Origin of the sequence: Sphingomonas sp. (assembly GCF_035944535.1) — a bacterium.
In the GTDB taxonomy this organism is placed as follows: Bacteria; Pseudomonadota; Alphaproteobacteria; order Sphingomonadales; family Sphingomonadaceae; genus Sphingomonas_B.
The window spans coordinates 278,336-298,812 of record NZ_DASZBC010000014.1 but is presented as its reverse complement, the minus strand read 5'-3'; the positions used below and the strand labels follow the sequence as shown (position 1 = coordinate 298,812).

The 20,477-nt window shown below is 64.8% G+C and carries 19 protein-coding genes; 7 read left to right on the top strand and 12 right to left on the bottom strand.

All coding sequences use genetic code 11. From position 1 onward, the window contains the following. The first annotated feature begins 88 nt into the window (after positions 1–88). Positions 89–2,008 carry a PAS domain S-box protein gene (locus VGT77_RS14535; RefSeq protein ID WP_327463802.1) on the top strand — a complete coding sequence of 640 codons (1,920 nt, stop codon included), beginning with the start codon at positions 89–91 and terminating at the stop codon, positions 2,006–2,008. Here the strand turns inward: VGT77_RS14535 and ispH are convergent. Further along, positions 1,977–2,924, bottom strand: coding sequence for a 4-hydroxy-3-methylbut-2-enyl diphosphate reductase (ispH, locus tag VGT77_RS14530; RefSeq protein ID WP_327463801.1), 948 nt, complete (start codon positions 2,922–2,924; stop codon positions 1,977–1,979). The two genes, VGT77_RS14535 and ispH, sit on opposite strands and share 32 nt — an antisense overlap. Positions 2,925–3,009: 85 nt before the next feature. On the opposite strand from ispH, the gene VGT77_RS14525 reads away from it, so the two are divergent. Genes VGT77_RS14525 through VGT77_RS14515 form a run of 3 tightly spaced genes read left to right on the top strand, consistent with a single transcriptional unit; the run spans position 3,010 to position 6,037 of the window. Beyond that, positions 3,010–3,648, top strand: a complete 639-nt coding sequence (locus VGT77_RS14525; RefSeq protein ID WP_327463800.1) for a hypothetical protein — start codon at positions 3,010–3,012, stop codon at positions 3,646–3,648. A 4-nt stretch (positions 3,649–3,652) separates the two neighbouring features. Beyond that, on the top strand, positions 3,653–4,417 hold the full coding sequence (hisN, locus tag VGT77_RS14520) for a histidinol-phosphatase (RefSeq protein ID WP_327463799.1): 765 nt from the start codon (positions 3,653–3,655) through the stop codon (positions 4,415–4,417). Positions 4,418–4,444: 27 nt separating this feature from the next. Then, on the top strand, positions 4,445–6,037 hold the full coding sequence (locus tag VGT77_RS14515; protein ID WP_327463798.1) for a cisplatin damage response ATP-dependent DNA ligase: 1,593 nt from the start codon (positions 4,445–4,447) through the stop codon (positions 6,035–6,037). A gap of 3 nt (positions 6,038–6,040) precedes the next feature. Here VGT77_RS14515 and VGT77_RS14510 read toward each other — a convergent pair whose 3' ends face one another. The 8 genes from VGT77_RS14510 to VGT77_RS14475 all read right to left on the bottom strand — a co-directional run bounded on the left by VGT77_RS14510 (position 6,041) and on the right by VGT77_RS14475 (position 14,858). Further along, positions 6,041–7,219: a right-handed parallel beta-helix repeat-containing protein gene (locus VGT77_RS14510; protein WP_327463797.1), complete on the bottom strand. Its 1,179-nt coding sequence runs from the start codon at positions 7,217–7,219 to the stop codon at positions 6,041–6,043. 252 nt (positions 7,220–7,471) lie between these two features. Further along, positions 7,472–8,953: an undecaprenyl-phosphate glucose phosphotransferase gene (locus VGT77_RS14505; protein WP_327463796.1), complete on the bottom strand. Its 1,482-nt coding sequence runs from the start codon at positions 8,951–8,953 to the stop codon at positions 7,472–7,474. A gap of 45 nt (positions 8,954–8,998) precedes the next feature. Next, complete coding sequence (gene epsI / locus VGT77_RS14500; protein ID WP_327463795.1) at positions 8,999–9,700, bottom strand: exosortase-associated protein EpsI, V-type; 702 nt, start codon at positions 9,698–9,700, stop codon at positions 8,999–9,001. Further along, positions 9,697–10,575 carry an exosortase V gene (xrtV, locus tag VGT77_RS14495; protein ID WP_327463794.1) on the bottom strand — a complete coding sequence of 293 codons (879 nt, stop codon included), beginning with the start codon at positions 10,573–10,575 and terminating at the stop codon, positions 9,697–9,699. Before xrtV ends, epsI begins: the two co-directional genes overlap by 4 nt. A 5-nt stretch (positions 10,576–10,580) precedes the next feature. Further along, entirely contained in the window at positions 10,581–11,303 is a 723-nt protein-coding gene (locus VGT77_RS14490; RefSeq protein ID WP_327463793.1) for a CpsD/CapB family tyrosine-protein kinase, read from the bottom strand. Positions 11,304–11,307: 4 nt separating this feature from the next. Further along, positions 11,308–12,639 carry a GNVR domain-containing protein gene (locus VGT77_RS14485; RefSeq protein ID WP_327463792.1) on the bottom strand — a complete coding sequence of 444 codons (1,332 nt, stop codon included), beginning with the start codon at positions 12,637–12,639 and terminating at the stop codon, positions 11,308–11,310. Positions 12,640–12,651: 12 nt separating this feature from the next. Further along, entirely contained in the window at positions 12,652–13,518 is an 867-nt protein-coding gene (locus tag VGT77_RS14480; RefSeq protein ID WP_327463791.1) for a polysaccharide biosynthesis/export family protein, read from the bottom strand. A gap of 14 nt (positions 13,519–13,532) precedes the next feature. Further along, positions 13,533–14,858 carry an outer membrane beta-barrel protein gene (locus VGT77_RS14475; protein ID WP_327463790.1) on the bottom strand — a complete coding sequence of 442 codons (1,326 nt, stop codon included), beginning with the start codon at positions 14,856–14,858 and terminating at the stop codon, positions 13,533–13,535. Positions 14,859–15,149: 291 nt separating this feature from the next. Between VGT77_RS14475 and VGT77_RS14470 the strand changes: the two genes are divergently transcribed. Beyond that, complete coding sequence (locus tag VGT77_RS14470; RefSeq protein WP_327463789.1) at positions 15,150–15,422, top strand: XrtV sorting system accessory protein; 273 nt, start codon at positions 15,150–15,152, stop codon at positions 15,420–15,422. Between the two features lie 47 nt (positions 15,423–15,469). Next, the gene (locus VGT77_RS14465) at positions 15,470–16,879 is read left to right on the top strand and encodes an ATP-binding protein (RefSeq protein ID WP_327463788.1); all 1,410 of its coding nucleotides are present in this window, start codon (positions 15,470–15,472) and stop codon (positions 16,877–16,879) included. Here VGT77_RS14465 and welK read toward each other — a convergent pair. Beyond that, positions 16,848–17,861, bottom strand: a complete 1,014-nt coding sequence (gene welK, locus VGT77_RS14460; RefSeq protein ID WP_327463787.1) for a beta-1,4-glucuronosyltransferase WelK — start codon at positions 17,859–17,861, stop codon at positions 16,848–16,850. The genes VGT77_RS14465 and welK overlap by 32 nt on opposite strands. A 115-nt stretch (positions 17,862–17,976) precedes the next feature. On the opposite strand from welK, the gene VGT77_RS14455 reads away from it, so the two are divergent. After that, entirely contained in the window at positions 17,977–18,867 is an 891-nt protein-coding gene (locus VGT77_RS14455) for a SurA N-terminal domain-containing protein (protein WP_327463786.1), read from the top strand. 32 nt (positions 18,868–18,899) lie between these two features. On the opposite strand, the gene VGT77_RS14450 is transcribed toward VGT77_RS14455, so the two are convergent. Next, complete coding sequence (locus VGT77_RS14450; protein ID WP_327463785.1) at positions 18,900–19,817, bottom strand: glycosyltransferase family 2 protein; 918 nt, start codon at positions 19,815–19,817, stop codon at positions 18,900–18,902. Next, on the bottom strand, positions 19,817–20,422 hold the full coding sequence (locus tag VGT77_RS15650; protein ID WP_414713410.1) for a CatB-related O-acetyltransferase: 606 nt from the start codon (positions 20,420–20,422) through the stop codon (positions 19,817–19,819). Before VGT77_RS15650 ends, VGT77_RS14450 begins: the two co-directional genes overlap by 1 nt. Positions 20,423–20,477 lie beyond the last annotated feature (55 nt).

The window sequence follows — 20,477 nt, the reverse complement described above, 5'->3', positions numbered from 1 at the left end:
TTGATTTAAGGTGCGATGCCAATAGGAACTGCGTCCGGGCGGGGGCCCAATCCCGGCCGGACGCAAGTTCGGCTCCGCAGGACGTTCCATGGCCGATCAGAACGGCGCCTTTTCCATTTCGCCGAACGACCGCTTTCAGCTGCTCGTCAACGCCGTGACCGATTACGCGATCTACATGCTGGATCGCGAAGGCAAGGTCGCGACCTGGAATCCCGGCGCCCAACGATTCAAGGGCTACAGCGCCGACGAGATCATCGGGCATCATTTCTCGCGGTTCTTCACGCCCGAGGATCTGGCGACGCGCCTGCCCTGGCGCGCGCTGGAGACTGCCGCGCGCGAAGGACGCTTCGAGGCCGAAGGCTGGCGCGTCCGCAAGGACGGACGGCGCTTCTGGGCGCATGTGGTCCTCGATCCAGTCAAATCACCCGATGGAGAGGTGATCGGCTTCGCCAAGATCACCCGGGACATCACCGAGCGGAAGGAGGCGGAGCGAGCGCTGCACGAAAGCGAGCAGCGCTTCCGCATGCTGGTCCAGGGCGTGCGCGATTACGCCATCTACATGCTCGACACGCAGGGCATCATCACCAACTGGAATTCCGGCGCCGAGGTCATCAAGGGCTATACGGCCGAGCAGATCGTCGGAAAGCATTTCTCGATCTTCTACACCGATGAGGACCGCGCCGCCGGCATTCCCGAGCGCGCGCTGGCCACCGCACTGCGCGAGGGCAAGTACGAGACCGAGGCATGGCGCAAGCGCATCGACGGAAGTCTGTTCTGGGCCAGCGTGGTCATCGATCCGATCTTCGACGACCAGGGCAATCATATCGGGTTCGGGAAGATCACGCGCGACGTCACCGACCGGAAGCGCGCCGAGGAAGAGCTGGAAGTCACCCGGGCCGCGCTCGCCCAGTCGCAAAAGCTCCAGGCCTTGGGTGAGCTGACCGGCGGCATCGCCCATGATTTTAACAATCTGATCACCGTGATCCGCGGCTCGGCCGAACTGCTTGGCCGCGAAGGGCTGAGCGAAGAGCGCCGGCAGCGCTACGTCGAGGCGATCGTCTCCACGGCGGACCGCGCGGCGACCCTGACCAGCCATTTGCTCGCCTTCAGCCGCCGCCAGGCGCTGCAGCCGGAAGTGCTCGACCTGAACGTCCGGCTGGACGCGTTCGCCGATGTGCTTGCCCGCACGCTCGGCTCGACGATCGAGGTGCGGCTGGATCTTCAGCCCGGCCTTTGGCTGATCGAGGCCGACCCGACCCAACTGGAAACCGCCCTGCTGAACGCGGCGATAAACGCCCGCGACGCAATGCCAGACGGCGGCACCATAACCCTGTCGACGGCGAACCGGCCGGGCGAAGAGGATTTCGTCTGCGTCGCGGTGCAGGACAATGGCTGGGGCATGCCCGCCGAGGTGAGCGAGCGGGCCTTCGAACCCTTTTTCACGACGAAGCCGACCGGCAAGGGCACTGGACTGGGCCTGTCGCAGATACACGGGTTCGCGGCACAGACCGGCGGGCGGGCGGAGATCGAGTCCCGCGAAGGCGAGGGGACAACCGTGCGCCTGTTGCTGCCGCGAAGCCATGCTGCGTTGAGTTCGGCGATTACCGAGACGGAACTGCCCGAGCTTCCGAACGGCCTGACCGTGCTGCTGGTCGAGGACAATGAGCAGGTCAGCGCCTTTGCCCGCCAGTTGCTCGAGGATCTGGACTTCAAGGTGCAGTCCGCCTCGTCCGGCGACGAAGCGCTTGCGTTGTTGAAGGGCAGTTCCGTCGATCTCGTCTTCAGCGATGTCGTAATGCCCGGGTTGAGCGGCATCGAACTTGCTAAGCGGCTGCGCGAGGATGCGCCGGCGCTGCCGGTGCTGCTGGCGACTGGCTATAGCGCCGATGTACTCAAAGGCGATGCGCGCGACTTCGAACTGGTGCGCAAACCCTATAGTCGCGATGCGCTGGTCGAAGCGCTGGCGCGGACGCTGGCTAAGCCGCCTGCAGCGCGCGCGGAAGCTTGAAGATCATATTCTCCTGAGCGGTCTCGACCTGCTCCTCCTCGATCGCGAACTGCTCCGCCAGCCGCGCGACCACTTCGCGGACCAGCAACTCGGGTGCCGAAGCGCCGGCGGTCAGGCCAAGAATCTTCACGCCGTCGAGCCAGGCGAAGTCGACATCGGATCCGCGCTGCACGAGCATCGCCCGCGTGCCAGCCCGTTCGGCCGCTTCAACCAGCCGCAGTGAGTTGGAGCTGTTCGGTGCGCCAATGACCAGCATCGCGTCGCAAAGGGGTGCTATCGCCTTGACCGCCGCCTGACGGTTGGAAGTGGCATAGCAGATATCCTCGCCGCGCGGGCCGGCAATGCTCGGGAAGCGGGTCTTCAGCGCGGAAATGATCTCGGCCGTATCGTCCACCGACAATGTCGTCTGGGTAAGGAATGCCAGATTGTTGGGATCGGTCGGAGCGAGCGCCGCCACATCCTCGACCGTTTCCACCAGAGTCATCACGCCCTCAGGCACTTGGCCGAAGGTGCCGATCACTTCGGGATGGCCGCGATGGCCGATGAAGAGGATGTGCCTTCCCGCCTGCACAAGCTTTTCGGCTTGGCTGTGCACCTTGGAGACGAGCGGGCAGGTCGCGTCGAGATACTGCAATCGGCGCGCCTCGGCTTCCGCCGGCACCGACTTGGGCACGCCATGGGCCGAGAAGATCACAGGCGCGGAATCCGGCACTTCGTCCAGCTCGTCCACAAATACTGCGCCCTTCGCCCGCAGCGCATCGACGACGAAGCGGTTGTGCACGATCTCGTGACGTACATAGACGGGCGCGCCGAACCGCTCGATTGCGAGCTCGACGATCCGGATCGCGCGGTCCACGCCGGCGCAAAAGCCGCGCGGGGCGGCAATCAGCAGCTTCAGGGGAGGAAGGGAGGCCATGCCTGCGCTCAGATAAGCGATTGCTTGCCTGCATCAAAGCGCCTTCCTATGGATTTCGCCAACTCTTCGCCCAGAGGAACGATCTTTGTCGCTTCGCACCCTGTCTGCCGCTGCCCTTCTCTTGACGCTCGGCGCCTGCGCCAGCCGCGAAGGCGAGATCACAAACGGGGGCGTGCTCGCCGCGCGTTCGGCCTGCCCGGCGGTGGGCATCCCTGCCCACACCGGCGACATTACCTTGTTCGACCCGCCGCAAAGCCGCGACGCGCGCGCGATCGATGTGACCGCCGTCATCACCAATCTGCGCACCAGCTGCGATGAGAGCGGCGCTGAGGTGGTGGCGACCACCACCTTCGACGTGCAGGCCCGCCGCCGAGATGCGACAGCGCCGCGCGAGGTCGTGCTTCCCTATTTCGTGACCATCGTGCGCGGCGGCAATGTCGTCGTCGCCAAGCGGATAAGCCGCGTCGCGATCAGCTTCGCCGCGGGCCAGGACCGCGCCACCGCCTCGGCTCAAGGGTCGAGCGTGATTGCCCGTGCCGCCGCCACTTTGCCCGAGGATGTGCGCAAGCAGATCACGCGCCGTCGGCGGGCGGGCGACGAGGATGCCGCCGTCGATCCGATGAGCGAGCCGGGCGTCCGCGCGGCCGTGGCGCGCGCAAGCTTCGAACTGCTCGTCGGCTTCCAGCTGACGCCCGACCAGCTGCAATATAACGTGACCCGCTAAACGCGTGGCTTCCGGGGCGGATATCGCGCTCGCTCACGCTCTGGCTGACGCGAGTGGCGCAGCGATCCGGCCCTACTTCCGCGCAGCGTTCGACCAGGAAGTAAAAGGAGACGCGTCGCCGGTCACCCAAGCCGATCAAGAAGCGGAGGCGGCGATCCGCACGCTACTCAACCGCGAACGGCCGCGCGACGGCATTATCGGCGAGGAATATGGCGAAGAGCGTAGCGATGCGGAGCGGGTCTGGGTGCTCGACCCGATCGACGGCACACGGTCCTTCATTGCCGGCCGCCCCATCTTCGGCACGCTGATCGCGCTGCTGGAGCAAGGCCGGCCGGTGCTGGGCGTGATCGACCAGCCCATCTCCAGAGAGCGCTGGATCGGCGCCGCAGGGCATCCCACCTTCTTCAACGGCAAGCCGGCTAAGACTCGCAAAGGCCGCAGTCTCGGCCAAGCGATCTTCGCCACCACCGCGCCGTGGTTCTGCCCGCCATTCGATGCACTGCGCGGCGCCACAGGAGACACGCTACTCGGGGGCGATTGCTATAACTACGCCCTGCTCGCATCGGGCCAGGTCGACCTAGTGGTCGAACAAGGCCTTCAGCTCTACGACTATGCCGCGTTGGTGCCGGTGGTCGAAGGCGCGGGCGGGCGCATGACCGATTGGTCGGGCTCGACCCTTCAGCAAGGTAGCGGCGGTCAGGTGATCGCCGCCGCCGACCAGGCCTTGCTCGAGCAGGTGTTGCCCCTGCTGCAGTCATCCCGGAACTGAAACGATCGGGCGGAGGTTGTCCCTGCCATGCGCGCCTTCGCGACCCTGCTTGAACGGCTGGTCTATACGCGGTCGCGCAACGCCAAGCTGAAGCTGATCGGCGACTATCTTCGCGCAACGCCGGATCCCGACCGCGGCTGGGCGCTCGCTGCCTTGACCGGCGATCTCGACCTGCCCGCCGTTAAGCCCGCGCTGATCCGCGCCTTGGTCGAAGAGCGGGTGGACCCCACCCTGTTCTGGCTCAGCCGCGACTATGTCGGCGACACCGCGGAGACGGTCTCGCTCATCTGGCCGCGGCCCGAGCGGGTACCCGACACGCCGCTCGATCTGTCGCTCGGCGCAGTGGTGGAGCGACTCCGTGCCCTGTCCCGCTCCGAGGCGCCGGGCGTGCTCGCCACTCATCTCGATCGGATGGAGCCCGAAGAGCGGTTCGCCCTGCTCAAGATGGCGACGGGAGCGCTCCGCGTCGGCGTAACGGCGCGGCTCGCCAAGACCGCGCTCGCCGAGGCGTTCGGGCTTGATGTCGCGGCAGTCGAGGAGGTTTGGCACGGCATCGGCCCGCCCTATCCGACGCTGTTCGCCTGGGCGGAAGGTCAAGCGCCGCAGCCGCTCGCTTCCGAGCTGCCGGTTTTCCGGCCGTTCATGCTCGCCCATGGCTTGGAAGATCTGCGCGTCGACATGGCCGACTATGCGGCTGAGTGGAAATGGGACGGCATTCGCGTCCAGCTCGTTCATGCCGGCGGCGAGACGCGGCTCTACAGCCGCGCCGGCGACGACATCACCCGCGGCTTTCCCGAGATCGCCGCCGCCTTCCGCACCCCCGGCGTGCTCGACGGCGAACTGATGGTAAAGGGGGAAGCGCAGGGCGCCGACGAGCATGGCGGCGCGGCGGCGAGCTTCAATGCGCTCCAGCAGCGGCTCAACCGGAAGGCGGTCACGGGCAAGATGCTGTCCGACTATCCCGCCTTTGTCCGCCTCTACGACATCCTGTTCGACGGCGCCGAGGATGTGCGCGAGCTGCCCTGGACGGCCCGCCGGCAGCGGCTCGAAGCCTTTGCTGCCGCACTCGATCCGGACCGGTTCGACGTCTCCAATCTAATCGAGGCGGAGGATTTCACCACGCTCGAAGCTATTCGCGCCGGGGCCCGCGACGCCGCAATCGAAGGCGTGATGCTGAAGCGTCGCGACAGCCCCTATGTCGCGGGAAGGCGCGTCGGCCTTTGGTACAAGTGGAAGCGCGATCCGCTCACCGCCGATTGCGTCGTCATGTACGCTCAGCGCGGCAATGGCCGCCGCTCGTCCTTCTACTCCGACTTCACCTTCGGCTGCTGGACGGAAGAAGGCGAGTTGCTGCCGGTCGGCAAGGCCTATTCGGGCGTCACCGACGAGGAGCTGAAATGGCTTGATCGCTGGGTGCGCAAGCACACGGTCCAGCGCTTCGGCCCTGTGCGTGAGGTGGAGAAGAGCCTAGTGTTCGAAGTCGCCTTCGACTCGATACATAGCTCGAGCCGGCACAAGTCCGGCGTGGCGATGCGCTTTCCCCGCATCGCCCGCATCCGCACCGACAAGCCCGCCGCCGAAGCGGACCGGGTGGACACGCTTCGGCGGCTGGTGACCTGAGGATCAGGGCAGGGCGACGAAGGATTCCACATGCGCCAGGACCGGCGAGACCGGCGCATAGAAGGTGGATGCGTCGGCGTTGACCGTCGCATAGGCGGCGCTGTTGGTTGCGACCGGCATTTGGAAACCATAGCCGGGGGTAATCAGCTGGCTGAGTGTATCCGGAGAATCGGGGTCCGGGATCAGCGAACGCAGCGTCGGCGTGTTGGACAGGTCGATATTCCCCGTGTCGATCAGGCCGGTGACGTTCTTGAGCACCACGTCCTCGGCGATGTTCCCCTTCAACGTCAGGCTGCTGCTGTTCTCGGCCCGTATCCAGAGATATTCGGGGTCGCCGCTCTGCGACACCAGGGTGTTGCCCGTGATTTGGCCGCCATGAAGGCCGTTCACCGTCAGGCCATTCCATGCGCTGTGGCTGTAGATCAGATTATTCTGAATATTGAAGTTCTTGTAGCCGAGCGTGCCGGGGTCCCAGATGAAGATGCCCTGCACCCCGCCGACCCCCTCACCGCTGGTCGCGCCGGGCGCAATTACGTTGTTGCGGATCGTTACGTTGCTGGAGCCGACCGTCTGGCCGGTGTTCCAGAACTGGATGCCGTCGGCATGATCTCCCGCGATGGGGCGGAAGTCGGTCATGCTGTTGGCGTCGATCATCATGCCATTGTTGCCGGCGGCGAGAATACCGTCGGAGCGGATGGTCTTGAAGCTGTTCGACTGCAGCGTGGCATTGGTGCTTGCCTGGACGAAAATGCCGCGAAACAGCTCGGAAAAATTGGAGAGATCGGCGCGAAAGTTGGTGACAGCCGACACGACCATGCCGACACCGTCGTTGGTTGGGTCATTGTCGCGCGAGCCATGGATCTGCACACCGTTCAACCGGATGTTGCTCGAGTCGCGGATCCAGTTAAGCTGCGTGAACTCCTTGGACTCGCCCGCATTCAACGCTCGGCCGAGATCAAGGCCCTTGAAGGTGATGTTCGACGATTTGGAGACGAACAGCCCGTCCATGTGCGCGCGATTGCTCCAGGAAGAGGCCTGGAGCGTAACGTTCGACGCATAGTTCCGGTTGTAGATGCTGACATTGCCGTAGTTCCCGGCCGCCAGCATGATCGTGTCGCCGCCGACCGCAGTCGAAAGCGCGGTCTGCAGCTGGGCTGCATTGGTAACGTTGATAATGGCCATGAGTCGTCCCCCCGGACGGCCGCGTATGCGGCGGGTTGCTGAATCGGCACAGCGCCGAGATTGGATCGAAGGTATCGCGCACTCGGAACGCTAATCGGGAACCCCCCGACAGGTTCGAGTGAGCACGAAGTTCTTTATGCTTGTTGTGCCGCCCCCGCGACATGTCACCGGCGCTAGAGAGCGCCCGGTTAACGCACGACTACAAAGCGCCGAGACGTGCCCCTCAAGCGGCGAGCGGCGGAACTAAGCCGTTCAATATGCAGTCTTTTGGAACGCCAGCGTGACAACCGTACGCATCAATATGTAGAGGTCGAGCAGGACCGACCAATTCTCGATATAGTAAAGGTCGTGCTCGAGCCGCTTGAGCAGCTTCTCTTCCGTGTCGGTCTCGCCGCGCCAGCCATGAACCTGCGCCCAGCCGGTCATCCCGGGCTTCACCTTGTGCCGCGCCGCATAGTGGGAGACCACGTCGGAAAAGACGCGATCGCCCGCCTTGGTGGACGGCGCGTGGGGACGTGGACCGACCAGCGACATTTCGCCGGTCATGACGTTGAACAGCTGCGGCAGTTCGTCGAGACTGGTGCGGCGCAGAATGCGGCCGACGCGCGTGATCCGGTCATCGTCCTTGCGCGCCTGGGTGATGCCGTCCGCCTCGCAGCGGTCGGCCCGCATCGAGCGGAACTTCCAGATGCGGAACCGCTGATTGTTGAAACCCTCGCGGTCCTGCCGGAAGAAGACCGGGCCAGGGCTGTCGAGCTTGATCGCGATCGCAATGATCGCGAATAGCGGCAGCACGAAGATCAAGCCGATGCTGGTCAGCACCAGATCCTCGATCCGTTTGACGATTTGGTCGAAGCCTGAAATCGGCCGTTCGAACAGCGTCATCACCGGCAGGTCGCCGAGCAGGACTACTGGGCGCTGCGAGAAGGCGAAGGTGGCGAGGTCCGGCGCCAGGCGGATCCGGACCGGCGTGATGGCAAGCTCGGCGACGACTTCCTGCAGGCGCTTTTCGGCCGACCATGGCAGGGCGACGATCACCTGGTCGATCTCGCCTTGCCGGATATGCCCGATCAGGTCAGACAGATTGCCGTAGAGCGGCAGATGCACTTCGCGCTCGGGCAACCGCTCCGGCAGCCGGTCGTCGAAAAAGCCGAGCAGGTCGATTGTCAGCTTTTCGTTGCCGAGAATATATTTGGCCAGGCGGTCGCCTTGCGAGCCCGCGCCAAAAATCGCCACGCGGTGGTTGAACACGCCCTGTTTCTTAAGGCGCTGCATCCACATCGTGCCCGCCGCACGTACGCCGAGCAAAGCGGCCGCGCCGGTGCCGAACCAGGTCAGCGCCCAGGCGCGCGAGAAATCCTCCGACACTTTGAGCAAAAAGCCCAAAGTCATCAAGAACATGCCGGTCGAAAGCCAGGCGGTCATTACGCGCGTCCAGCCGGTCCGGACGGAAAAGCGGGTATCGATATCGTAGCAGCCGGTCACCTCGGCCAGCGCCGCGTAGAACAGACAGGCGATTAGTGCGGCATTGCTATAGGCGGCCTCCATGCCGCGCGGGATCAGCTCGAGCGCGAAGCCCGCCGCGAGCCAGGCCGTTGCACCGACGGCAAGCATTTCGACCGCCCGAAGCCCGAGAATGCCGACCTCCAGAAGCACCGGCGAGCGCGAAGCACTCGACCGGGCGATACCGGTCGAGGCGCTTTCGGCGGCGGTGATGGTCGGTTCTTGCAGCATCAATCCCCTGTTCCGCGCCCCTGATCGGCCGCCGCGGACTTTCGGTCAGGCGGCGCTCGCCAGCTGGCGCGCTTTTTCTGTCGTGACGAGCGCGGGCCGATAGGCCGGCGGGACGGCCCGGATCAGATCGGCGGCGAAGCGCGCGTTCATCGCAAAGCCCGCCTTCGCATCCGCTTGCATGTTGGAGATGCGGACCAGTACGCCATCAGGAATAATACCCGCAAGAGCGGTGCGGAAGCGCATCCGCCGCTGTTCGCCATTGTCGACCGGCAGATATTCGCCGACGCGAGTCCAATAGCTGATGCGTTCTTCACGGCCGGGCGAGACGGCGACCAGGTCGCGTCCGGGGATTGCAACGCCACCTGCAAGGGGCAGAGCGGTGGGCCGGCTTTCGGTCACCTCAAAGCCGAAGGCCGGATAGCAAACCTCCGGCCGATGCAGTTGCAGCGTGTCGCTCTGCGTGTTGCCATAAGCGATCAGCAGCATGATTAGGCTTTCGTCCGGCCCGGCATACATGCGCGTGACCGTCTGGTTGTACAGCTTGGCCGCGAGGCTGTCCTCGCTTTGCGGTGCCAATACCCCGTCGCTGTCGCGCATCTCCCATTGCCCAAAGGCGCGAGGGATGCCGTTGTCCAGCTTTTGGCCCTCGGCCAGCAGCGAGACCCGGCGGTTCGGGCGCAACACTTCGGCGGTCGCCGCCGTCGCCAGGCAAGCGCCGCCGATGATCAGCTCGCGTCGATTGATCATGCCGCTTTCCTCGTCAGCAAACGGCGTACCGGCGTCATCAGCCCGTCGACCATGAAGATGCCTATCAGCGCGGTCGCGAACATCACCAGTCCTGCCGTCGAGTGGAGAAAGCCCTGCGCCGCCGCATTGCCCATATGATAGGTAATCAGCACCAGGATGATCACCCGCACCAGATTGGCCAGCAGCGCCACCGGGATGATCCAGAACATCAGGAACAGCGCATAGCGCCAGGAGGCGTTGTGCAGGATGTAGATGTAGAAGAGGCTGATGGCAGTAAGGCTGATCAGCGAGTTGAGGCCCGCACAGGCGTCCTCCACCAGCAGCTGATATTGCGCGACGTACAGCGTCACGCCCTCCCGCACGATCGGATAGCCGGCCTTGCCCAACAGCCAGGTCGCGCTCCACGACACCCATTCCTTCATCGGCGAGGTGAGCGTCGTCACCACCCAGCCGGGCATCGGCACGACAAATGCCATGTAGAGCAGCGGAAACCACATGCGCTTGACCGCTTCGGCACCGAACCAGCCATAGAAGATGGCCACGAACACGCCGCCCAGTGCCAATGCTTCCGTCGCAAGGAAGCCGAAGGCGCGGCTGAATGCATAAGCCAGCAGCGACGGCACCAGCAGCGCCAGCGTCCATGTCCAGCGGCCGGGCTGCTGGATGCTCTGCAACTCCTTCCAGCGTCGCGCGAACAGCCAGATGCCGGTCGCGAGCACGATCGGGCCGTGCACGCCCGCCTCTCCGGTCCAGGACTGGGTCGCAATGCCGATCATCGTCGGCACGAGCAGCAGGGCGATGCCGCCGAGCAGCGGCCAGTGCTTGGCCAGCATCTGGAGCAGGAGCGGCTGCGGCCGCAGGGCTCGAGCGGGCATTTCCATCAGAAATCGTTCAGGATCGAGCCCACCACCACCGAGCGGTCGGCGCGGAGCTGTTTGGCGAGCGTCTTCACATCCTCGACATAGCTTTGGTGCTTGCGTGACACGATCAGGCTGAAGCCCGCCATGGTGGCGACCCGCTGGCCGTCCGAACAGATGTTGGCGGGCGGCGTGTCGAAGATGGTCAGGTCATATTCGCGGAGCAGCTGGTCGACGAGCCCGCGGAACCGCGCGCCGGACAGCAATTCCTGCGGATTGTGGGGAGGCTCGCCGCCGCCGATCACCGCAAGATTCGGCATCAGCTCGGCATCGACGATGTCCGCCAGAGTGACCCCGTCATTGGAGAGATAATCGGCCAGGCCCGGCATGGAGAGCGGCAGGCTGCACAGATCGGCGATCATCGGATTGCGCAGATTGGCATCCACGATCGCGGTGCGCACGCCCGCTTGGGCCATGGCGACGGCCAGGTTCAAGGCGACATAGGTGCAGCCCGCTTCCGCGGCGGCCGCGCAGACGGCGAGCGACCGCCGGCCTTCGCGCAGATGCTGAGCGGCCAAACGCGTCCGCAGCGCACGGATCGATTCCGCCTCCAGACCTTGCGGATCGTTGATCATTACCGATTCGATCGCCGGCGCATGGCTTGGCGAAAGCTCGACCCGTTCGAGCGCGCGCGCCGGGGCGACCGCGTCCTGCTCCATTTCCTGGAGCGCCATCTTCATGCTCATCTCGTCACGCCTCCGCCAGCGCGCGGCGCCGGCTGGCGCCCTCGCGGTCGATCAGTCGCCGTACCCAGGCCACCAGGAAATTGTCCTGCTTGGGCTGGCCGACCACGGCCAGCACCGGCGCGCCGGTCGCGAACTCCAGATCGTCCTCGCTGCGCACACGGCGGGCCAGCAGTTCGACGAGCAGCGCGAGCAGCACACCCAGCACGAGGCCCAGCGCGATCGCGCCGAAGATCACCAGCGGCTTGTTCGGCCAGACCGGTTGGTCGGGCAGGTTGGTGTTGCCCATCGGCTCAAGCGGCGTCTGGCTCAACGCCTCGGCCTTCGCTTCCTCGGCCTTGGCGACGAGCTTCTGATACTGGTCGCGCTTGACGATGATGTCCGACTGCATCTGGTTCAGCCGGTCGATCTTGTCGGCCTGGGCGAGCACGCGTGCCTTTTGCGCCTGATAGGCACCTTCGATCTCGGCGCGGCTGGTGCCCTGGATCACGCTGCCGGTGGACCGCCCCGACTCCGCCTGCAACGCGGCAAGCTGCCGCTGCATCGCCTGGAGTTGCGGATGGTTGGGCCCCAAGGTCTGGCGGGCGGTTTCCACCTGCTGGCGCAAGATCGCCACCTGCGGGTTCGCCTGCACGCCCGGCACCACTTGAGGTGCGGTCGGCGCCGCGGCGGCGCTCGACAAGGCGGTCAACTTCGAGTTTTCAAGGTCGATATTGCCGGCCTGCAGCACGATGCCATTGGCCTTGGCATATTGGGTACGCTCTTCCTCGGCCTTCGTCACTTCGGCGAGCGCGCGACGTGCCTGTTCCTCGAACGACGCTGCGCTGCGCTGCGCATTGTTCGTCTTCTGGTCGCGGTTGAGCTTCAGAAAGGCTTCTCGGATCGCCTGGGCGATGCCTTGGGTCGAAGCGGGATCGTTGCCGCGATAGCTGATCTCGATGATGCTGCTCGCCTCGACGAAATTCGCCTCGGTATTTTCGATAATGCGCTGCGCCAGCCAGTCGCGAATGTCGCCGCCTGGACGGCCCGCCGCCTCGAACGCAGCCTGGTAGGCGGGGTCCGACGTCCAGCCGAGTTGGTCGACGACAATGCCGGCGGTCTGCACGTCCTTGATCAGCTTGACCTGTGTCGAGACATAGGAGGAGATAGCGCTGGCCGACATCGGCCCGCTGCCGATCAAATCCTGCCGGCTCAAGTCGATCAGCACGCGGTTGCGCGCCTCATACCGCTCCGGAAGCAGCTGGACGGTGATCGTCGCGGCCAGGAAGCAGGCGATCAGCGTCGCCAGGATGATCGCCTTACGCGCCGCCAGGATGCGCAGGAATTGAGCGAAACTCATGAGCGCGTGTCCTTAGAAAAGCCGTTCGCCAACGACGAGAACGTCGCCCGGTTTGATGACCATGTCGAGATTGGCCTTGGTCTCCTCGCCATCGCGGAAGAGCTTGATGCGCTTGGCCGAGCCTGAGGCGGTGAAGCCACCACCCCGGGCGACCGCCTTGCGGATCGTCATTTCGCCGCCACGGATGGGGTAGACGCCCGGCGCATTGATCTGGCCGTAGATGTAGAAGAGCTCGGCCTCGGGCACGAAGATCTTGTCGCCGGGGCTCACCCAGGGATCGTCGTCCGGACCGCCGGAAGCGAGCTTCTCGAACGGGTAATTACGCTGTTCGCCATTGGCGCGGGTGAGCGTCACGAAGTCGGCGCCCGTATCGCGCAGGCCGCCGGCGCGGGCGATGATCTCGGACAGGCGATAGTCGCGGTCGACCGGCTGCAGCCCGGCCTGAGCCACGGCGCCCAGCAGCACGACATAGCGGCTGGCAAAGCTGGCAATCTCGATATTGACGACCGGCTTGGCGTAGAAGCCGCCGGAACGCAGCTTCTCGGCGATCTTCGGCGCCAGCGTTAGCGCGGTTTCGCCAGCGATCTTCTGCTCACCGATGAAGGGCAGCTGGATAGTGCCGTTCGCCTTGACCCGGGCGCGGGTGGCGAATTCAGGCTGTCCGAGGACCGTGACCTCCACCACGTCGTCCGCGCCTAGCACATAGCCGGCAGTCACGTCGCGCTGCTGCTGGGTGGCGGGGGCGGGCGGGCGGGCAGGGCTGGTCTGCGCCTGCAGATTGGCGCCTTGCGGCATCGGCACGGGGGCCGGCGGCTGAGCCGTCGCGACACTTGCCGCCAACAGAGCCATCCCACCCAGAATATGCTTCACAATCTTCATGGTCCCTCGCCGGATCAGCGGCCGAGACGGTAGCTGGCGCCCACCGTCACCGTCGAATTGGTATAATTGAACAAGCTGTTGTTCGCTTTTCTGCCTTGCTGGCTGAATAGACCAGTTAGCCTTAACCGTCGATTGAGATCATATGCGACCCCGACATAGCCGCGCGTGAACTTGTCTTCGTCCAGAAAGGTGAAGACCTGGCCTTGGCCAAAATCGAAGTTCGTGCGGTAATCGCGGGTCTGATAGGAGCTGCCGAAGTTAAGGCTAAGCCGCGGATTGAAGCGGTAAGTGCCGTTCAGGCTATAGACTTCGGTGACCGAATAGGTCGCGAACACCGTGTTGGACACGTCGGCCGAACGGGATGCGAGAAGGTCGATGCTCAACCGATCCGTTGGCCTCAGTCCGAGGTTAAGGGAATAGTTGTTGCCGCGGAACTTGCGCGCATTGGCCGACTTTGGATTGACCCAGCTATAGCCCACCGCCACCGCGCCGAAGATGCGCGATCCGATGTTGCGTTCGAAGCGAATGCCCGCCGAGTAATTGGTGACGCCATCAAGCGCATCGGGGTCGAAAGCTGGATTGATCGGGAAGTCCGCAATCGGCAGCCTACGGACATTGCCGTTTACGTCGCGCCCCAGATACTCCGCCTTGGCATAGCTGCCGTAGAGCGCGATTCGGCCGAGCGATGGGCGTTGGTAGCCGATTGATCCGTCGATCACGTCCTGATCGGAGTCGAGCCCTTCCAAAAAGGCCGAGCTGTTGCGCACCGAAATATGGCGGTAGCCGATGCTCGGCGAAATGCCCGTTGCGCTGCCGCATTGCGCCTGCGCGCCGAAGGAGGTGCTCTCCTGAACATTGTTACGCGCACGAAATCCATCAGCGTCGGCGACGAAGATGTCGCCGGCGTTGGAACGCAGCCGTGCGTAGCCTGCGCTCGGGCTGACGACGCAGCTGCCCGCAACGGCCAGGTTCGCGCCGCCATCGAGCGAAATGCGTTCGCGGTTCAGCTGCGAGTTCTTGACGTAGAAGTCATAGCCGATCTGTCCGCGGATAAAGGCGGAGTTGCGGCCGAACGGCAGCGTCACATTGAGCAGCAGCGACGGCGTAAGCGAGAAATCGTCCCTCGATCGGCGATTGAGGAGACCGCCGCTGCCGACACCAAAGACGTTGCTGTCGTAACTGGCCTCGACCGAAGCACGAATATCGATCTGCCGGCTCGGTGCACCCGCATTGACCCGTGGTGCTGCGCCGAACGTCTGCGGCCGGGTCGCGGTAGTTTGAGCTAGGGCGGCATTCGCCGCGCCCGTGAGAAGCAGCACCAGCCAACGTGATTTCGTCAACCCTTTGTCCTTCTTCGTCCAGCGCGCCGGTCCCCGCCACCCAAGCGGCTATCGCTTTGTCAGACGAGCCGCAATCGCCGGACCACCGCCGCCGCGCATATCGGCTGCGCCTGTGGCGATTCGGAGACACTGGTTTGCTAGTTGTTCACCTGTTTATAGCATCTAAACACCCTTTCCTGCATTCCTTTCCCCTGAGAGATCGGGGTGACTGCGGATTGTTGGACTTTGTCATCGGCGAAGTTCGATGTTAGCGGGATGCCCTGATCGCACCGTTTAGGCGCACGAGGTAGCATGCAGACCATCTATGACTGGGTGACGGTGGCGATTTTCGCCGGGCTGATCGTGATTTTCCTGCAGCGTTCGGTCGGAGACGGCGAGCCCCAGGACTCGATCCTCAGCTACCTGCCCCCGTCGATCGGCTGTGCCGTCTCGAACTATTTCGGCAACGAGGGGCTCGAAAACGACAATGTCGCTTATCTGGTGCTGGGCGCGTTGGGCATCGTCGCGGTGCTGGTCTATACTTTTTACGTCATCAAGCCGTTTCAAGGACAGGGCAAGAGCTAGGCTCTGGCATGCCGCCGAACGTGATGATGATGGTGCGAGGTTGAAGCGTGGCGTTTTGGAACAGGATTTTCGGCTGGTTTCGTCGCGGACGTAACGCCGCGGAACAGACGCGGCCGGACCGGGCCGAGCTGATCGAGCGCCGGCGCGCGCGCCAGGCTGCGCTGGAGGCGCAGGCAGCCGAGGCGCAGCCCGCCGCCACTCCGCTCGATTCGAGCTTCCCGACCTTCCGTTCCTCGGCGGTGGAGCGCGGCCTTCCCCGCGGCGAGACTTCGCGGCTCGCCAAGGCGCGCATGACCCTGCGCGATGTCTTCACGCCCGCGCAGCCGGTCACCGAGCGGAGCAAGTTCGCCGGCCGGCTCGGCGTGCTGGCAAGGCTGATCGAAATTCTGGAGGATCAGCGTAGTCACGTCGTCATCTATGGCGAGCGCGGCATCGGCAAGACGTCGCTGGTCCACATCCTTGCCGACATCGCCCGCGAGTCGCGTTACGTGGTCGTCTATGCATCCTGCGGCGCTTTTTCGAGCTTCGAGGATATCTTCCGCGCAGTCCTTCGCGACATTCCGCAGCTCTATTTGCGCGACATCGATCCGACCGCGATCAGCGAAAACCAGGGCAGTGTCGCAGACAGGCTGACCGAAGATTTCGATGCGCGCCAGCTGGGCGAGCTGCTGTCCCATGTGACCGGCACGCGCGTCATCATCATTCTCGATGAATATGACCGCGCGGAAAGCGACCAGTTCCGCCAGAGCGTCGCCGAGCTGATCAAGAACCTGTCGGACCGCGCGGCGCGCGTGCAGCTGGTGCTGGCGGGCGTCGCCTCGAACCTCCAGCAGCTGATCGGCTACATTCCGTCGATCCGGCGCAACATCATGGGCCTGCCAATGCCGCGCCTGTCGAGCGAGGAAGTGCGGGCGCTGATTCGCATCGGCGAGAAGAGCGCGGGCGTCGCGTTCGACGAGGATGCGGTGAAGGCAATCGAGTCGCTGTCGAACGGTTCGCCATATCTGGTCCGCCTCGTCAGCCATCACGCCTCGATGATCGCGCTCGATGCCGAGCGGATGCGCATCGAGCTCGGGGACGTTTGGGCGGCGCTCGACAAGGTCGTCGAGGAATCGGCGAGCCGCATCGATCCGCGCCTGATTGCGGCGGTGGAGCCCTTCCTGGGACCACAGCATCGGACTGTCATCCATGCGGCCGCTCGCGCGGCGAGCACCCCCGATGGCTGGTTCACGCCCGAGGACGCGCTGTCGCTTTGCGACAACTGCCCCCCTGAGCGGATGCTCAAGGAGCTGAACGAACTGACCCTCGCCGGCGTGGCGGAGCGCGCCGCTGAAGGCGACGGCGCCCGCTTCCGCTTCCGCGAGGAGCCGCTGCCGACCTATCTCTGGATGCGCGTGGCTCGCGACAATCTCGACTCCGACAAGGTTACGCCGCCCACGCGCTCAGTCGCGTCTTGAGATAGTCTGACAGCGGCGTCAGGTCGGTCGTCGCCAGCACCGGCGGCTTGGCCCGCGCCCGTTCGATACAGGCGCCCAGATCGCCTGCCTCCAGCGCGATCTCGATCAGTCCACGCGCGGCGAAGGCGGCGGTGATCTCCTCCTGGTGATCGTCATAATGCTCGCCGAGCGAAAAGCGACGGGGCATAGCGATGGTCCGGCAGCCGGCGCGCAGGGCGGTGATCAGCGATCCGGTGCCGCCGTGGCAGACGACGAACGCCGCATCCTTCAGGATCGCCTGGACCTGATCGAAGGGGATCGAGCGATGCACCTCCACGCCCTCGGGAAGGTCTTGCGGCAGATTGACATCGCCAATCTGCAGGATCACCCGCTCCGGCAGCTCGCCGCGCCGCTTCAGGTCGAGCACCGCGTCGACCAGCCGCGGAAAGCCGAGCGTCGCGCCGACCGTCGCGAACAGCAGCGGCTGCTTCTCGGGCGGCGTACCCTCCAGCCGCCGAAACGGGTCGAACAAGGTCGCGTCCGGCCAATGTTCCTTCAGCGCGGGCGACTGGACGATCGTCTCGGTCGCGAACGGCTTGACGCCGCGGGCGAATTTGGAAGGCGCGTCGAATCGGGCAAATGTCTCGATCAGTACCAATTTGGCGCCCTGCGCGCGCGAGACGAGTGCGGTCCAGTACATCGCGCCCGCGCCGGTCGTGATCACCGCGTCCGGCCGCTCCTTCATGACGATCCGCGCGGATTGGGCGGCGTTGCGCAGCGCGCCTTTCACCATGTCGGCACCTCGGCCGAGCTTCGCCTGGCCGATCGCATAATGGTCGACGAAGCGCACCGGATGCTTATCTGCCAGGCTGCGGCCGAGCGCCGTGTCTTCGGTGACGAAGAAATAGTCATGCTCGCGCCAGGCCGGCTCTAGGTCCAGCAACTGGCGGACATGGCCGCCGCCGGACGCCGCAAGGCAAAGCTTGAGCCTGTTCTTCGTCACGCGACCTCCGGTTCTTGCCCTGGGCTTAACGTTATTTTCGGTTCCGCCCGCCCATTTGCCTGCTAAGAGAGCGGCGTCAAATCGGCGGCGCCTCGCGCCCGATGGGGAGTGATCTATGCGGAAAATCTTTACGGCGGCGTTGATGGCGGGAAGCGCGCTGCTGGTCAGCGGCTGCGGCGACAAGGAAGGCGGCGGTGAGCTGGAAAAGGGCCAGGTCGTTGCGACCGTCAACGGCAAGGACATCACCGTTCACGAGCTGAATGCCGAACTGCAGGGCGCGCAGCTGCCGCAGAACATCACGCCCGAGCAGCGCAAGCAGGTCGAGCAGCAGGCGCTGCAGCAGGTCGTCAACCGCCGTATCCTGGCCGACGTCGCGCGCGAACGCGGCCTCGACAAGACGCCGATGTTCCTGCTGCAAGAGCGCCGCGCCGAAGAAGGCATTCTCGTCCAGATGCTGCAGCGGCAGATGAGCTCGGCCGTGAAGCAGCCGACCCAGACCGAGATAGCGACCTTCATGGCGCAGAATCCGGACCTGTTCGCCGAACGGAAGATCTTCACCGTCGACCAGATTCAGTTCCAGACGCCGCGTGACCCGAACATCCTGCGCAAATATCAGCCGCTGAAGACGATGGCGGAAGTCGAGGCGATGCTGAAGCAGGACGGCCTGCAATATCGCCGCGCGCCCGCCACGCTCGACGTCGCCCGCGCCAATCCGGAACTGGTCAGCCAGGTTCTGAAGATGAACCGCGAGGACATTTTCATCATCCCGGCGGGACAGGTGATGGTCGCAAACCTGATTACCGACACCAAGGTCCAGCCGCTGACCGGCAACGAGGCCCAGCAGCTCGCCGCCGGCATGATCCAGCAGCGCAAGTTCAACGAGCTGATCAAGCGCGACCTCGAACCCAAGGTGAAGAAGGCTGAAAGCGAAGTGAAGTATCAGGCCGGTTTCGGTCCGCCGAAGAAGCCGGCTCAGGCCGGCGGCGCCGTCGGGGCCAGCAAGTAAGGATCGGGGCGGCTTCGGCCGCCCCTTTCGTTTCAGCCCGGCGAGCCCGCATAGGGCGTTTCGTCCCAGAGCTTCCACCAGAGCAGCTTGCCCAGGCCGCCGCTGGCGCGCACGGCGGCGCTGCGCCAGCCCGGTCGACCTACGGCCCGCATCGCGAGCGCCCGGCCGCCATGCAGGCCATATTGCACCGCCCCCACACCCATCCAGATCGCCGCCTTGGCCCAGCCTTTCGGGCCGCCCGCACCACGCATCATGATGATCCGCTGCTGGCCGTGCCGGAACTTGCGGCTGCTCACATAGGCCTGGGTCGAGCGGTCGGGCGGAATCTGCTCCTCGACGACCGCTTCAGGGTTCCAGCGCAAGGTCAGCCCACGTTCGACCAGCGAGCGGACCAGCCACACATCCTCGCCGCCGGTTCCGTTCAGCTTGGCTGAAAATGGTTCGGTCTCAACGAAACATTCTGTCTTGCGGAAGAGCGAGTTGCCGGTGCCGACATGGATCCAGCGGTCCGAAATGTCGGCATCGGCTGCGCGCTTCAGGTCGCGGGTGTAGAGATCGTCGAGCAGCCCCTGAAGCCCCGGCGCGACCTCGCCCAGATAGCGCGGCACGACCATTCCGAAGCTTGCCGTCACGCCCATTTCGACATGCCGCAGCAGCGCCGCGATCCAGCCCGGCCGCGCGACCTCGTCATCGTCGATGAAGCCCAGATAGGCGCCGGCAGCATCGCGCACTGCCCGGTTGCGCGCCTGGACGACGCCTGGCTTCGGCTCATGCGCATAGCGGACATCGGTCCGGCCATAGCCTTCGACTGTCTCTCGCGCGCTGGCGCCCGGATCATTGTCGACAACGAGCAACTCCACGCCGCTTTCCAGTTGCGGCACCAGCGAATCGAGGCACTCGCGCAGCATCGCCGGGCGGCGAAAGGTCGGTATGCCGATGGTCAACTGCATCAGATGCGCCCTTCTTCGGCCGCATTCAGGAACGCCTCTATGTCCGGGCTTTGCAGCAGAGGCGCGGCGCGGCGGATGCGCTCGTCCGGCCAGTCCCACCAGCGCAGCGCCAGCAGCCGCGTGATCACCTCGTCGGAAAAGCGCATCCGGATCGGTTTGGCCGGGTTGCCCCCGACCACTGCATAAGGCGGTACATCTTTGGCGACCAGCGCCCGCGCGGCCACCACCGCGCCATCGCCGATCGTCACGCCGGACATGATCATCGCCTCGCGTCCGATCCAGACGTCATTGCCGATCACCACGTCGCCGCGGCTCTTCGGCTGATCGGGATGGGCATGCTCGCGCCACAGGGCGCCGAACGGATAGGTCGTCACCCATTCCGGGTGGTGCTCGCCGCCCAAAAAGATGCGGACGTCGGCTGCGATCGAGCAATAGGCGCCGATCTTCAGCTTCGCGTCATTGGGATAGCTGAGGATGCGGGGGCGCCCATAGGTGCCGCGTCCGATCTCATAATGCGGGAAGTGGCGAGCCGTCGTATCGAGCGGCGGCTCCTCCCCGCGCAGCTTCGCCAGCCGCACACGCAGCCGCCCGACAAACTCGTCCAATGCCGTCCCCAGACCCATCAGGCCGCTGCACCCCGTTTCCCGCCGCGCCGCCTTT

What these genes read in the sequence shown, in the direction of transcription:
- xrtV (WP_327463794.1), bottom strand. Translation starts at nt 10,575, where the DNA reads ATGCCCGCTCGAGCCCTGCGGCCGCAGCCGCTCCTGCTCCAGATGCTG.
- ispH (WP_327463801.1), bottom strand. Translation starts at nt 2,924, where the DNA reads ATGGCCTCCCTTCCTCCCCTGAAGCTGCTGATTGCCGCCCCGCGCGGC.
- VGT77_RS14480 (WP_327463791.1), bottom strand. Translation starts at nt 13,518, where the DNA reads ATGAAGATTGTGAAGCATATTCTGGGTGGGATGGCTCTGTTGGCGGCA.
- VGT77_RS14510 (WP_327463797.1), bottom strand. Translation starts at nt 7,219, where the DNA reads ATGGCCATTATCAACGTTACCAATGCAGCCCAGCTGCAGACCGCGCTT.
- VGT77_RS14450 (WP_327463785.1), bottom strand. Translation starts at nt 19,817, where the DNA reads ATGCAGTTGACCATCGGCATACCGACCTTTCGCCGCCCGGCGATGCTG.
- VGT77_RS14455 (WP_327463786.1), top strand. Translation starts at nt 17,977, where the DNA reads ATGCGGAAAATCTTTACGGCGGCGTTGATGGCGGGAAGCGCGCTGCTG.
- VGT77_RS14470 (WP_327463789.1), top strand. Translation starts at nt 15,150, where the DNA reads ATGCAGACCATCTATGACTGGGTGACGGTGGCGATTTTCGCCGGGCTG.
- VGT77_RS14505 (WP_327463796.1), bottom strand. Translation starts at nt 8,953, where the DNA reads ATGCTGCAAGAACCGACCATCACCGCCGCCGAAAGCGCCTCGACCGGT.
- VGT77_RS14485 (WP_327463792.1), bottom strand. Translation starts at nt 12,639, where the DNA reads ATGAGTTTCGCTCAATTCCTGCGCATCCTGGCGGCGCGTAAGGCGATC.
- epsI (WP_327463795.1), bottom strand. Translation starts at nt 9,700, where the DNA reads ATGATCAATCGACGCGAGCTGATCATCGGCGGCGCTTGCCTGGCGACG.
- VGT77_RS14490 (WP_327463793.1), bottom strand. Translation starts at nt 11,303, where the DNA reads ATGAGCATGAAGATGGCGCTCCAGGAAATGGAGCAGGACGCGGTCGCC.
- VGT77_RS14515 (WP_327463798.1), top strand. Translation starts at nt 4,445, where the DNA reads ATGCGCGCCTTCGCGACCCTGCTTGAACGGCTGGTCTATACGCGGTCG.
- VGT77_RS14535 (WP_327463802.1), top strand. Translation starts at nt 89, where the DNA reads ATGGCCGATCAGAACGGCGCCTTTTCCATTTCGCCGAACGACCGCTTT.